The sequence below is a fragment of the Paenarthrobacter sp. TYUT067 genome (assembly GCF_023656375.1).
GTDB lineage: Bacteria > Actinomycetota > Actinomycetes > Actinomycetales > Micrococcaceae > Arthrobacter.
This window is the reverse complement of sequence record NZ_JAMOIT010000017.1, coordinates 1-12,566: the sequence shown is the minus strand read 5'-3', so window position 1 is coordinate 12,566 and position 12,566 is coordinate 1. Positions and strand designations below refer to the sequence as shown.

Sequence of the window (12,566 nt, the reverse complement as noted above, 5' to 3'; positions counted from 1 at the left end):
CTACCGCACCCTGGCTATCGCGAAGCCGTCCCAGCCCTTGCTGCCGACGGTCTGGATGGCCGTGGCATCGAGGCGCGGATCCTGGCCCATCTTTTCCAGCATCGCCACGATGCCCGGCGCGTTAACGGGGTCCCGTGCAGGCTCCAGGATGGCCCCGTCCCAGATGACGTTGTCCACCACAATCACCGTGCCTGAGCGCCCCAAGCGGATAGCCCAGTCGAGGTAGTTGGAGTCGTTCTCTTTGTCGGCGTCAATGAAGACGAAGTCGAACGCTTCCTGCCCTGCCAAGGTGGGCAGGGTGTCCAAGGCAGCGCCCACCCGGATATCCACCTTGTGGCCCACACCGGCGGCATCAAGATTGGCGCGTGCCACGTCCGCGTGCTTTTGGAGGAATTCGCACGTCACTATCCTGCCGTCGTCGGGCAGCCCCTGTGCCATCCACATACTGCTGAACCCTGCCAAGGTCCCGATCTCCAGCACCCGCCTTGCACCGGACATCTGCACGAGCATCCGGAGGAGCTTTCCCGCGTTGGGGGCGACTTCGATTGCCGGCATGCCAGCCTCCACGGCGGATGTCACTGCGCGCTGATGCGCAGGATCAGGACGAACGACGACGTCAGTGAGGTAACGCTCTACGTCCACCCAACCAGGCTCGGTTACGTGTTCAATCATGGCCCCCAGTCTGGCACTCACCGCACCTTCGGGGAAGGATCTACTCCGTGGCGGAAATAGCCTCTTCGAGCCGTTCAACCTTGCCGGTCAGCTCACCGCTGTAGCCGGGCCGGATGTCTGCCTTGATGACTAGGGAGACGCGGCTGCCGTAGCGGCCAACCGCCTCGGTGGCGCGCTTGACGACGTCGAAAACCTCGTCCCATTCGCCTTCGATGGTGGTGAACATGGAGTCCGTGTGGTTGGGCAAACCTGACTCGCGGACAATCCTGACCGCGGCAGCGACGGCGTCGTGCACGGAAGCGTCAGGGGTTGGTCCCCCGTTGGCGGCGGAAGCGGGCTGGCCCGAAGGGGCGACTGAAAATGCAAGCAACATGAAATCCAGTGTTTCATGTACCGGTTTGTCATATAAGAACGTACTCCCGCGTAACAACGGACCCGAGGCGCTCCATTGCTACCCTGACAAGCATGGAACAGCCCTCTGAACGCAAGCCCCTCAGGGCCGACGCCGCACGAAACGTGGACAAAATCATCACCGCCGCCCGGCAGTGCTTCCGGGAACACGGCCCGGAAGTACCGCTTCAGACCATTGCCGCCACCGCTGGAGTTGGCCCCGCAACGCTGTTCCGCAACTTCTCGGACAAAGAGCAACTGGTGCTCGCAGCACTCTCACGTCAATTGCGGCTGCACGTAGACCCGGTAGCCGCTGAAGCAGCGCAAGGTATGGACGCTGCCGAAGGACTCATCAAAGTCATCGACGCCGTGATGCAGGTAGCGAGCGACGACGCGAACCTTCTTGGCGCCGTTGCCGGCAGACGCGGGCTCCTGATTGGAATCACCCGGGGCATCATCGGTTCCATGGAATTCCTCCTCAAGCGCGGTCAGGACCAAGGCTCCCTGCGGCGCGATATCACCATTGAGGACATGGTCCGGCTCGTCGCCATGCTGATCGGCGCCGTGGACACCATGGAACCGGGATCAGCAGCGTGGAAGCGTCCCGTGGCATTGATTGAAGACGCTATCCGGACCGAGCGGCCGTCCCGGCCCCTTCCGGAACCGTCCGCCATACCAGGCGTGACGCTGACCGAAGTTCACTAACCGCGTTCTACCCCCAGCCCAGCAGCCGCAGCAATGCTGCGGCTGCTGCACCTGAAATCACGACGACGAGGAACGGCGCGCGCAGCCACAGCGCGACGGCGGCAGCAACCAACGCGCCCATGCGGGCATCGAGGACCAGGCCTTGTCCCGACGCCACGGCGTTCACCACGGTCAGGGATGCCAGCAAGCCAATGGTCATGGTCCCGGCGACGTGCATGATCCTCGGGCTCTCCAGTAACTTGGCCGGAACAAAGTAGCCCACCAGCTTGGTCAGATACGCCAGCGCACAGGCAATGAGGATCCACAGCCAGAGGTTCATTTTCCGCCCCCGCGCTGGTGCTTCTCCGCATACGGATCCACGTCCGGTTCCAGACCTTCATCCAAACGTGCGTGGCTGAACCAGCCGATCACTCCGGCCACAACTGCGGCCACCAGAATGGGAACACCCGAAGGAACAAACGGCACGGCCAGGATAGTCGCAAGCGCACAGGCAGCGGCGATCGCCCAGGGTTCGCGTCCCTTCAAGCGTGGCCACAACAGAGCCAGGAACGCCGCAACGGCAGCCCCATCCAAGCCCCACTGTTTGGGATCACCCATGGCGTCCCCAGCCAACGCACCAATGGCCGTAAAAATATTCCACAAGATGAATATTCCGATTCCGGCTGTCCAGAACCCGCGTCGTTGCTCGTTGGGATCCGTCTGACCGGACGCCGTCGCCGTCGATTCATCTATGGTGATGTGCGCGGAAACGTAACGTTTCCACCCGCCGGGGCGGAGCATGGCGTTGATCTGCATTCCGTAAATACCGTTGCGAAGACCCAGCAACGCGCTGGCTGTCATGGCCGCTACCCCGGAGCCGCCGCCGGCAACCACGCCGATGAAGGCGAACTGCGAACCGCCGCTGAATAGCAGGAGGCTCAGCACCATCGTCTGCCAGAAATCAAACCCCGATGCCACCGCCAGGGCACCGAAAGACACCCCGTAGAGGCCGGTCGCAATGCTCAGGGACAGCGCCACCTTGAATGCCGGTGATTCCCTGAGCTTCATGGGAGGAGCACTGCTGCTCATTTCCGCAGGCTCCAGGACCACAGAATGAGCGGAATCTGCAGAGGCAAGCGGAGTGTGTGGATGCGCCGTTCGGCGGCCGTGCCCTTCGGACCGTAGGCGCGTCGCAGAGCATCTATATGCCCCGCAAGGAATGCAGTGAACATCGCTGTAGTGGCATCCGCGGCTACCTTACGGGTGCCGGGGATCAGGAGGCCGACGCCGGCAGTCACCTCAAGCAGGCCCGACGTGGCGATCCATTCCTCGCGTGACATCACTGCCAGCGGGCCGTTCGGACGACTGCCGGGCTCATCCTTGCGGCACAGGTAATCCGGAACCACCGGGTAATAGAACCTGGGCGTGCGGAAGTGCTTCGCGGCGCTGGCCAGAAGCAATGCGCTCAGAGCGACTGCGGAGGTGGTTCGGGTTGCTTGGGCTGACCAGCGAAAAGACATGAGACCACTCAATCACAGGCAGGGTGGCGTCCAAAGCCGGACCCAACTGAGTCGCAGCAGAGCGCGTTTTGACCGCTCAAAACGCGCTCTGCTGCGATCTACTTGGACACCATCAACTGTGCGAGCACCTGGGCCGGCTTGTTGGTGGTGATCTCGTGGATGCCGAGTCCCTGACACAGGGCCACGTCCTTCTCCGAGTCAACGGTCCACACCCGGAAGATGCGGCCCGCCTCTAACCAGCGCTGAACGTTGCGCGCGTGCTCACGTACGTACTCGATGCCAGGGCCCGCAATACCTACCAAGCCCTCATCCAGTACACGCTCCGCATCCTCTTGAGTTGCCCTCATGACGTTGGCTACAGCCCCGCCGGTAAAGAATCCCAGACCAAACTCCTCACGAATTTCCTTCGCCGTGAAATTGTCCACCAACTGGCAGATGTGCTTCCCGGGAACGGTCTCCAGCAGGCGCCCCACCGAGTCCGAGTCGAAGCTCATGAAGGAGATGTGGATGTTTTCCAGCCGTGACTCCTCCGGCGTCCAACCCTCTTCTTCCAACAGGGCAAGAACACGATCTTCAAGTTTCAGTCCGTAGGGACTCGGGTGTTTGAGTTCAAGGGCCAGGCCAATTTCGCGTCCAGCCTCACGCAAAATGTCCAGCAGGTCCGGCAACGTGAGGAACTGATCCGACACACCCCCATAAGCCTCAGGAATCCGTGCACCCTTCCATGAGGAGAAGTCCAAGGCGCGAAGTTCCTCAAGAGTGCGCTCCGCAACCGGGCCTGTCCCGGTGGACGTGCGGTCCAGGTCTGCGTCGTGGAGCAAGACGAGATGCTGGTCCCGGGTCAGGTGGATGTCGCACTCCACGCCGTCGGCGCCATCGGCAATGGCCTTCAAATAGGCGGCCCGGGTGTGCTCGGCAAACGCAGCACTGGCGCCGCGATGTGCGTAGACCTTGGGCCGGCTTGGGGCGAAGTCGTCGCTAGTCATGCAGACACGTTAGCCCACACCGCTGCATGCTCGGGGGCTACGCTGGGCTAATGCAGGTGAACTCTGAACGAATCCCAACCGTAGACCTCACCAACCCCAATTCCACCACTGGCGCCGTGCCCCCACGCAGGGCTTCCGGCGTCGTCGCTCCCCCCACAGGAGACATGGAAAAAGCGGCAGCATTGCTCCGCATGAAACGGTTGGCCCTGGCACTACTGATCGCCATGGCGGTGATCTTCACGGTGGCGTTCGCGTTCCAGAAGCAGTACCCGTGGCTGGAATACGTCCGGGCGGCGGCCGAAGGCGGCATGGTGGGCGCCTTGGCCGACTGGTTCGCCGTCACCGCCCTGTTCAAGTACCCCATGGGCCTAAAGATTCCGCACACTGCCATCATTCCCCGCCGAAAGGATCAGATCGGCGAATCCCTCAGCGACTTCGTAGAAAGCAATTTCCTGTCCCAGGAGGTTGTACAGGACAAGTTGGCGAGCATCGACATCGCACGCAAAGCCGGCACCTGGTTGTCAGCGCCCGGCGGTGCAGAGCGCGTAGCCAAGGAAGGCGGCGCGGTGATCCGTGGCGCCTTCACCGTACTGAATGACGACGATGTACAGGCGGTCATCGAGGGCATGGTCCGCAAGCACCTGCTCACCCCGCCATGGGGACCACCCGTGGGCCGCATGGCCGAACGGATCTTCGCTGACGGCCACCACCACACTTTGGTTGACCTCCTGGTAGACCGTGCGGCCGACTGGGTGGACGCCAACCATGCAACGGTGAACCGGCTCGTCTCGGATCGCTCACCCCTGTGGGTGCCGACGTTCGTGGACGGCCTGGTTGGTGACCGGGTTTACGTGGAACTATCCAAATTTGTTCGCGCTGTGCAGGCGGACCAAAACCACCAAGTACGGCAATCGATCGACGCCTACCTTGCAGACCTGGCCCAGGACCTGCAGCATGATCCCGCCATGATCGAGCGTGCCGAGTCCATCAAGGCACAGATCCTTGGCGACCCCGAGGTCCGCGAACTGGCGTCCCGCACGTGGGGAACGGTAAAGACTGCGCTGCTCAACGCCGTCGACGATCCCCACAGCGAACTGAGCCAGCGCTTCAAGAGTGCCGTCCGCGACTTTGGCACGCGCCTGGTCAACGATGACGAACTGGCCGGCAAGGTGAACACCTGGATTGGCGATGCTGCCGGGTACCTGGTGAATACGTATCGCTCGGACATCGCTGGCGTCATCTCCGATACCGTAGCCCGCTGGGACGCCGAGGAAACATCGCAAAAGATCGAGCTTCAGGTGGGCAAAGATCTTCAATACATCCGCATCAACGGAACCGTGGTGGGCGCCCTGGCCGGCTTGGCGATCTTCACTGTGGCGCATCTGCTCTTTGGCTAAGGCGCTGGAGCTATGAAGTCTGCCTTGGTAGCTTCAACGCATGCCTATCAAACTTGAAAACGTCGGTATTGCGGTTCGGGATCTCGAAGAAACCATCGCCTTCTTCACGGATCTGGGGCTCACAGTCTTGGGCCGGGATACGGTCAGCGGTCAGTGGGCCGACACCGCCGTGGGGTTGGACGGCAACCACGCAAAAATCGCGGTGCTCCAAACCCCGGACGGCACGGGCCAACTTGAGCTCTTCGAATACCTGCACCCTGACGCGATAGAGACAGATCCCACCCTTCCCAACGAGATCGGCATGCATCGCGTGGCTTTCTCGGTTGACGACATCGACCACGCCCTTGAGATAGCCGCCAAGCACGGATGCCACCCGCTGCGCGGTGTGGCGAACTACCAGGACGTCTACAAGCTCACGTATCTTCGCGGCCCCAGCGGGATTCTGGTCATGCTGGCGCAGAAACTCTAAAGGGAGACACGTCCATGCCACGCACCCTGATTGGGAACATGTGCTGTGGCACCCGGACGCGGTTCTGTGGGCGGAGCTGAGCTTTCCCCCTCAGCCCAAAAGATGCACCATTTGTCCAGGCCTGGCTTGGCCGATCAGGTCCAGGTCCTCGTCCCGGACCACTGCGATGACCGGGGACTCGGCAGTACCCGGGTGGCCGGCCAGGGCAACAACAGGAAGGCCCGACGGCGGCAGCAGGACAGAGCCCGATATTCGCGGTTGGGGTTGGCCTGATTCCGTAGCGGCATCCAAAGAAGCGGCAGCACCGTCAAGTGGTCGGCCAGCGAGCCGCGCACCCACCCGATCCGATTTCGGCGAGAGAATCCAGGGTTCACTGGTCAATCGAAGCCACGTACCGGCGTCGAAGTTCGTTGCCTGCGGCCCGCGCGAAATCCTGACCACCACCGGGCGTTCCGGATCCAAAGCACGCCGGGCAGGGTGGTTCACGTCGGGGAAACCATAACCATGCGGGCGTCCGAACTTTAAAGCCGCACCAGCGCGCAGCGCCTTTCCTTGTGGGGCCTCTCCTTGCGCCGACAGTCCGCCCTGGACCGCCAGGTAGTAGCGAATACCAAACAGGGCAGGGCCGAACTCAAGTACTGCTCCGGGCGGGACCCTAACGGCTTTGTTCAGCGGAAGTTCGTTGCCGTTGAGGGTTACCAGGCCCTCGGCACCGGTGACCGCCACAGCCGAGCCCGTCACGAACCTCAGCTTCAGCCCGCCCAGCAGCACCTCAAGTCCAGTGGCGGAGTCCGGGTTGCCCAAGAGGGCATTGGCCAAGCGCATGGACGCGCGGTCCAGTACGTGTTCAGGACCGAGAACCAGCGTGCTCGATCCCGGCTCCACCACCACCGCACCCATCGGACCTCCCCAGTCACACGTTTACGGACACGGATTTATGCGAACGCTTCAATCTCAACGCCGGCCTTCTCCAAGCCCTCCCGAACCGCAGCAGCCATGTTCACCGCGCCGGGCGTATCGCCGTGGATGCACAGCGAATCGGCCTGCACTGGCACCACTGTTCCGTCGATGGCCAGCACTTCCTTGCGTGTTGCCAGCCGCACGGCCTGGGCCACCACGGCTGCGGGGTCTTGCAGCACGGCGCCTTCCTGCGTACGCGGTACCAGGGTCCCGTCCGGCAGGTAAGCCCGGTCCACGAATGCTTCGCGGAACACCGGGTGCCCGGCTTCTTCGGCGAGCGTCAGCCACGCTGACCCTGGCAATCCGAGAACCGGCAGACCGGGATCGTAAGCATGGACGGCCGCCACCACGGCTTCTGCCTGCTCAGCGTCGCGGACAATCCTGTTGTAAAGCGCGCCGTGGGGCTTGACGTAGTCCACCGATGCTCCCACCGCGTGGGCCATGCCGTCGAGGGCACCAAGTTGGTAGAGAACGTCTCCGAACAACTCGTCAAAAGTCATGTCCATGGAACGCCGCCCGAAGCCGGCCAGGTCCCTGTACCCCACATGGGCGCCGACGCGGACATCCAGTTCGAACGCCGCACGGCAGCTGTCCAGCATGGTGAGGGGATCCCCGGCGTGAAATCCGCAGGCCACGTTGGCGCTGCTCACGATGCGGAACATCGAGGCGTCGTCTCCCATGGTCCAGGAGCCAAAGGACTCCCCGAGGTCAGCGTTCAGATCCACCGTTACCGCCTTCCAGCGTTGTGTTCAGGGCATTCTTTGGTGCGTTCGGGAGCAGCTCGCCCGGCACGGTATCCGGGAGCGGACCGAATGCTTCCTTGGCTGTGGACACCACAGCACGGCCCATCATCAGGTTGCCGCCGCCACCCACTACGGCGCCTATGCCGAACGGCAGGGCGCGTCCGAGGAACGCGGTTCCTTGCCGCTTCAGGAGGTTCTTCAAGAAGGCGCGCTGGATGGAGTCCCGGATGACTCCGAAGCCGCTTCCTGGAATCTTCTTGGTCAGCGTCCGGCCCCAGGCATTGGTCACGCCTTTGCCGCGCCCCAGCGATTGACCGCTCAGGGCACCCAGCATGGACGTGCCTTCTTCTCCCAGCATGATGGCCATGACCATGGTTTGCGCGCGCACAGGATCCGTCAGCCGAATGCCGTGCAGCTCCGCAAGCGACGACGCGTAGAGCGCTGTGGTCTCCAGGAAGCCCACGGTTGCGAGCGCGGATAGTCCCAGCGACGCCGCGGTTCCTATACCAGGCACGACGGCGGTAGCACCCACCGCCGCGCCCCCGCCGGATATGGCCAGCAGGTAGTGGCGCTCCAGCTTGGCGGCCAGCTGCGCCGGTGAATCATTGGGGTGCCTCCGTTGGAGCCGGCGGAGGTTGGCCAGGACCAGGGGTCGCTGGACTTCCACAGCCTTCAGCAGCATATTGTGCACTCCGGGCTTGGTGTTGCCTTCAGCGTCAAAGACTGCGTTGTGGGCTGTTTCCTGGGCGATCTTCACCGCCGGGTTGGGGCGCTTGGGCATCTTCACCTCTCCTTGGCAGTTAGTCGTTTCACGGGGAACTGCTTGCTTCAGCCTATGCCACGCCCTCGCTTTGCGAGACACGGTAAAGGCCGTATGTGGACAGTATTCCGCGGAGAGCGGACCCCCATCGACCATCCTCCGGGCGTAAACTGGGATGCACTCACGGAAGCAGTCCAATCAAGGACAGGGAGTATCCGTTATGAACGCCTCGGACAGGAACGAACATGCCGTCCGGCACCACGCCGACACACCGGCGGAGGGTGAAACTGAAGGCTGGGTTCCGCACGATACCGGTTTGCACAGCCAGGACCCCGCAGAAGGTGCGGACATCGACGACGACGACGCGCCGCCGTCGGGCGCTTCCTAACTGGAGTTTCCTCCCGGACCCGGGTTCGGTAACCGGGGTGCCAGGCACGCCACCAACACACAGGTTTAGGCTAGTGAAATGGCCTCGCTGAGAGCGTTGCGTCCCTTTGCACACCGGGAATTCCGGGTGCTGATTTCCGCGCTGTCCATTTCCATCTTCGGCTCCGGTATGTGGGCGGTGGCGATGGTTTATGAGGTGATACACCTTGGCGGCGGCCCGCTTGAACTGTCCTTGGTGGCCACCGCAGCCAGCATCGGGTTGGTGGGCTTCGTCCTGGCCGGTGGCATCGCGGCGGACCGGTTCCCGCAGCGGCTCCTGATCATCGCGGTGGAGGGCGCCAATCTGGCTGTCATTGCCACCATCACAGCGCTTGCCATGTTCAATGTCATTGAACTGTGGCATCTGGCCGTGGGTGCTTTCGTCATAGGTGTGGGCCAGGCATTCTTCTTCCCCGCGTATTCGGCCATGCTCCCGCGGATCCTGCCCGCCGACGATCTCCTGGCGGCAAATGGCCTGGAAGGAACAGTTCGGCCGGTTTTGCAGCAGGCGGCCGGTCCGGCCATCGCGGGAATCCTGGTGGCAGTGCTGTCGCCGGCCCATGCAGTGGCCGGGGTGGCCGTTTGCCACCTGCTGGCGTTTGGGATGGTGAACCTCCTGAGCCGTCAAGCGCCACTCGCTCCAGGCTGGGGTGACGCTGGACCGGACGCTGCAGCGACTGGCAAGTCCTCACTATTGAAGGACCTCCGGGAAGGATTCAGCTACACCATCCGCACGCCGTGGCTTCTGTGGACCCTCATCTGGGCGTGTTTGTCCGTGCTTTTCCTGATCGGTCCCATCGAGGTTCTGCTTCCGTTCGTGGTCCGCGATCAATTGGGCGGCGACTCGAGGACGTTCGGCTTCCTGCTGGCAGTTATGGGAGTAGGCAGCGCCGCGGCCGCGCTGGCCACGGCAACGTTCCGCCTTCCCCGACGCTATCTGACCGTGATGGTGGTGACGTGGGGGTTGGGAAGCCTGCCGGTTGCCGCGATCGGATTCATGGACAATTTCTGGGTGCTCGGCGCCGCGATGCTCGTCTTCGGTGCCACCGAGGGAGTTGGCATGGTCATCTGGGGGACCCTGCTGCAACGGCGAGTGCCACGGCATTTACTGGGCCGGATTTCGAGCCTGGACTTCTTCGTTTCGCTGGCCTTGATGCCGGTGTCCATGGCGCTGGCCGGGCCCATGGCCGAGGTAATTCCTATCTGGCTCATCTTCTTCGTTGCCGGTTTGGTGTGCCCCATCATGGCCTTCGTGGCGCTCTTCGCAGCACGCATGATGACCGACGAGATTGAGAACCCCTTGTCCTCCAGCACCGCGGATCCGGAATCTGCAGACACCCAGCCGGACTCCGTATAGTTCGCTGCCTCGGGCTCCAATCGGGTTTCGGTTACTTGCCGGGAGCGAGCGTCCCGATAACCTCCCCGCCCTGGCCGAACACAGCCAACTTTCCGTCTTCCTGGATCTTGGCCGTCGCGGCCTGCGAAAGCCAGGTATCGACGCCCTCGCAGGCCATGCGGGTGGATGCGAAACCTCCGAACGAGATGGTCTTGCCGTCCTCTTTCCACGTTCCCATGAGCCTGTTGCAGCCATCTGTTCCGGTGGCACTGCCATCTGAGGTGAGGTCCAGGGAGGGTTGCTTGGAATCGCTGGTGTCACCCCAGACACCGACGAAAGGACTGGTGCCGCTTCCGGCGCAGCCTGCCATCACGATGGCTGCAATGAATGCCAGGGAAACAGCGCGGAGGATGCGGGGCTGGGTGTGCGCCATGCGGTCAGTCTAGGTTTGCGCAATCCGGCCGTCTACCGGATCGTGCGGTCGGCCGCGACTCAGACGACCGACCGCACTAGCCCGGTTTACGCAGTGATGGCGCCCCGGGCGGGCCCCAGAACCCGCCACACCCACCACTGCTAACTCCGTCGGTGAACCGCAACGCGGCCGAAAAGGGCAACGGCGCAGTGCGCGATTCAACGACATGGGCACTGGATATGTGCTCTGACCTGCGGAAACGTGATGCAGAATTCGGATTAAAGTTTCAGCTCCAAAGAAACACGCCAAAATTGCCGACACTTTCCGGCTTTTCACAACACTCATCAGCAGTAGGAAAAGTGAGTAAATGACGCCCCGCAGGAGCAAATATGAAACTATCTCAAAGTCCGGCCTTCGTAACCACCCTGTCATTGACGGAACAGTCGGACATCCACCTTCTGTTCATGGCCGGTTTGGTCTTCGTTGCAGGCCTCGCCGGGTTGGGCACTGTTAGCCTGCTCCTGCTGCTTGCACCTTTTGCCACGCTCTTTCTGGGGCGCACCAGGCCCCGCAGGCTTGCCACAGTTTCCACCGCCCCTGCCCGCAAGCCCGACGGCGGTGCGCCGCGAGCGCCGTCGTCACTTGGCGGCGGCAAGCAAGGGGCCGCTTGCACTGACCACTAGTCGTCAAAGCGCAACTGATTGTCAGTACTGCCACTGAGGTTGGCGATGATTTCCGAGGCAACGGCGTGCAGTTTTTGGTTTCGGTGGCTTGACGCTTTAGTCAGCACGCTGAAGGCTTCGTCCTGGTTGCAACGGTTCTGGGCCATGATGACACCACATGCGAGGTCAATGACTGTTCTGGAGGACATCGCCGTCTTGAGGTCGGCGTTGAGCTGCTCCACCGCTTCGATCCTGATGGCCAGACGCAACGTGCTGCCCACTACATCGGCGAAGGCGGTAGCTTCAGCAATCACAGCGTCCGTAAAGATGCCCGCTGTGGGTGCAAAGAAGTTGATGACCGCTTGAGATGTCTCGCCCAAGTCCATGGGAACGCCCAACGCACTGCAGACGCCCTCAGCTGCGAGCGCTCTGCTGTAAAGCGGCCATTTTGTGTCTGTGGCGACGTCAGCCAGAAGCACAGGATGCCCGGCGTCGAGGGCTTCCAAACAGGGTCCCTGCTGAAGTTCCTGTTCGATTTTGTCCAGCTGCACGGCCCTCTCGCTGCTGCCGGCAACTGTGGCGGTGCGTTTGCGCCGGCGCAGCGTCAGAGCGCAGTCGATGTTTTCGCCTGCTACCTTGCTCATCGCGTCGCGGGCAAAGCCGGTCACCGCGTTCAAAATCCCGTGGATGTCGGAACTACCGACCACCAGCTCGTGCAGGCTTCTGATGTGTTCAGCATTTGCAGTGGGTTCCATGAGCCTAATCGTAGGAACACTTCGGCTTCCCGTCACCCATTGCCCGGGAATCCGAGCAGAAGGTATGGTTCATAAGTAAGGAACCTGATTAATCTACTCCGAGAGCGACCCGCCGCTTGCAACGGGACACCTGCCATGGAAGATCCACGCAAAACAGCGAGAGAGCTCATACGAAACCGGACCATAGATCTCGAAGACCTATGGATCAGGTACTGGGCCGAGGGAGGGAATGCTCCCGTCCTCGAGCTTGACGCCTACGTCTTTGAGATTCAGGAACGGCACCCCTTCGAGCTGCGGATATTGTCCTGGGCACTCGAAGACCTCGGCATCGACGCGCCACTCTGACCGGAAGCACCGTAACAGTCAGCGGGCGACGGCGGGGACCCCCGCCGTC

At 62.3% G+C, this 12,566-nt stretch carries 18 protein-coding genes; 7 read left to right on the top strand and 11 right to left on the bottom strand.

Translation table 11 applies throughout. The features are described 5' to 3' along the window. Together MOD31_RS15515 and MOD31_RS15510 are read right to left on the bottom strand one after the other, a co-directional pair. The gene (locus MOD31_RS15515; RefSeq protein WP_166841142.1) at positions 1-672 is read right to left on the bottom strand and encodes an O-methyltransferase; all 672 of its coding nucleotides are present in this window, start codon (positions 670-672) and stop codon (positions 1-3) included. Between the two features lie 40 nt (positions 673-712). Then, positions 713-1,045 carry a thiamine-binding protein gene (locus MOD31_RS15510; protein WP_142936972.1) on the bottom strand — a complete coding sequence of 111 codons (333 nt, stop codon included), beginning with the start codon at positions 1,043-1,045 and terminating at the stop codon, positions 713-715. A gap of 92 nt (positions 1,046-1,137) precedes the next feature. On the opposite strand from MOD31_RS15510, the gene MOD31_RS15505 reads away from it, so the two are divergent. Then, the gene (locus MOD31_RS15505) at positions 1,138-1,767 is read left to right on the top strand and encodes a TetR/AcrR family transcriptional regulator (protein ID WP_250821058.1); all 630 of its coding nucleotides are present in this window, start codon (positions 1,138-1,140) and stop codon (positions 1,765-1,767) included. A gap of 7 nt (positions 1,768-1,774) precedes the next feature. Here MOD31_RS15505 and MOD31_RS15500 read toward each other — a convergent pair whose 3' ends face one another. The 4 genes from MOD31_RS15500 to MOD31_RS15485 form a co-directional block, all read right to left on the bottom strand. Further along, complete coding sequence (locus MOD31_RS15500) at positions 1,775-2,086, bottom strand: AzlD domain-containing protein (RefSeq protein ID WP_142936974.1); 312 nt, start codon at positions 2,084-2,086, stop codon at positions 1,775-1,777. Then, positions 2,083-2,835 carry an AzlC family ABC transporter permease gene (locus tag MOD31_RS15495; protein ID WP_250821057.1) on the bottom strand — a complete coding sequence of 251 codons (753 nt, stop codon included), beginning with the start codon at positions 2,833-2,835 and terminating at the stop codon, positions 2,083-2,085. The genes MOD31_RS15500 and MOD31_RS15495 overlap by 4 nt, the downstream gene beginning before the upstream one ends. Beyond that, positions 2,832-3,266, bottom strand: coding sequence for a hypothetical protein (locus tag MOD31_RS15490; RefSeq protein ID WP_142936976.1), 435 nt, complete (start codon positions 3,264-3,266; stop codon positions 2,832-2,834). The genes MOD31_RS15495 and MOD31_RS15490 overlap by 4 nt, the downstream gene beginning before the upstream one ends. A gap of 98 nt (positions 3,267-3,364) precedes the next feature. Then, a complete protein-coding gene (locus MOD31_RS15485; RefSeq protein ID WP_250821056.1) occupies positions 3,365-4,252 on the bottom strand; it encodes a glycerophosphodiester phosphodiesterase family protein in 888 nt (295 codons plus the stop codon). Between the two features lie 50 nt (positions 4,253-4,302). On the opposite strand from MOD31_RS15485, the gene MOD31_RS15480 reads away from it, so the two are divergent. Next, a complete protein-coding gene (locus MOD31_RS15480) occupies positions 4,303-5,649 on the top strand; it encodes a DUF445 domain-containing protein (protein ID WP_250821055.1) in 1,347 nt (448 codons plus the stop codon). Between the two features lie 40 nt (positions 5,650-5,689). Continuing rightward, positions 5,690-6,118, top strand: coding sequence for a VOC family protein (locus tag MOD31_RS15475; RefSeq protein WP_142936979.1), 429 nt, complete (start codon positions 5,690-5,692; stop codon positions 6,116-6,118). A gap of 90 nt (positions 6,119-6,208) precedes the next feature. Here MOD31_RS15475 and MOD31_RS15470 read toward each other — a convergent pair whose 3' ends face one another. Genes MOD31_RS15470 through MOD31_RS15460 form a run of 3 tightly spaced genes read right to left on the bottom strand, consistent with a single transcriptional unit; the run spans position 6,209 to position 8,602 of the window. Further along, positions 6,209-7,018 carry a biotin-dependent carboxyltransferase family protein gene (locus MOD31_RS15470; protein WP_223941551.1) on the bottom strand — a complete coding sequence of 270 codons (810 nt, stop codon included), beginning with the start codon at positions 7,016-7,018 and terminating at the stop codon, positions 6,209-6,211. Between the two features lie 35 nt (positions 7,019-7,053). Then, complete coding sequence (locus MOD31_RS15465) at positions 7,054-7,803, bottom strand: LamB/YcsF family protein (RefSeq protein ID WP_223941550.1); 750 nt, start codon at positions 7,801-7,803, stop codon at positions 7,054-7,056. Further along, a complete protein-coding gene (locus tag MOD31_RS15460; protein ID WP_250821054.1) occupies positions 7,787-8,602 on the bottom strand; it encodes a hypothetical protein in 816 nt (271 codons plus the stop codon). The genes MOD31_RS15465 and MOD31_RS15460 overlap by 17 nt, the downstream gene beginning before the upstream one ends. Positions 8,603-8,801: 199 nt before the next feature. Between MOD31_RS15460 and MOD31_RS15455 the strand changes: the two genes are divergently transcribed. Beyond that, positions 8,802-8,969 carry a hypothetical protein gene (locus MOD31_RS15455; protein WP_165450140.1) on the top strand — a complete coding sequence of 56 codons (168 nt, stop codon included), beginning with the start codon at positions 8,802-8,804 and terminating at the stop codon, positions 8,967-8,969. A gap of 78 nt (positions 8,970-9,047) precedes the next feature. Then, positions 9,048-10,364, top strand: coding sequence for an MFS transporter (locus MOD31_RS15450; RefSeq protein WP_250821053.1), 1,317 nt, complete (start codon positions 9,048-9,050; stop codon positions 10,362-10,364). Positions 10,365-10,395: 31 nt separating this feature from the next. Here the strand turns inward: MOD31_RS15450 and MOD31_RS15445 are convergent, their stop codons facing one another. Then, the gene (locus tag MOD31_RS15445; protein WP_250821052.1) at positions 10,396-10,776 is read right to left on the bottom strand and encodes an META domain-containing protein; all 381 of its coding nucleotides are present in this window, start codon (positions 10,774-10,776) and stop codon (positions 10,396-10,398) included. A 368-nt stretch (positions 10,777-11,144) separates the two neighbouring features. On the opposite strand from MOD31_RS15445, the gene MOD31_RS15440 reads away from it, so the two are divergent. Beyond that, positions 11,145-11,438 (top strand): hypothetical protein, encoded by a 294-nt coding sequence (locus MOD31_RS15440; protein ID WP_250821051.1) that lies wholly within the window; start codon positions 11,145-11,147, stop codon positions 11,436-11,438. Here MOD31_RS15440 and MOD31_RS15435 read toward each other — a convergent pair. Then, positions 11,435-12,172: a GAF and ANTAR domain-containing protein gene (locus MOD31_RS15435; RefSeq protein ID WP_250821050.1), complete on the bottom strand. Its 738-nt coding sequence runs from the start codon at positions 12,170-12,172 to the stop codon at positions 11,435-11,437. The genes MOD31_RS15440 and MOD31_RS15435 overlap by 4 nt on opposite strands. Before the next feature lie 135 nt (positions 12,173-12,307). Between MOD31_RS15435 and MOD31_RS15430 the strand changes: the two genes are divergently transcribed. After that, positions 12,308-12,517: a hypothetical protein gene (locus MOD31_RS15430; RefSeq protein ID WP_142936987.1), complete on the top strand. Its 210-nt coding sequence runs from the start codon at positions 12,308-12,310 to the stop codon at positions 12,515-12,517. Positions 12,518-12,566: the final 49 nt, after the last annotated feature.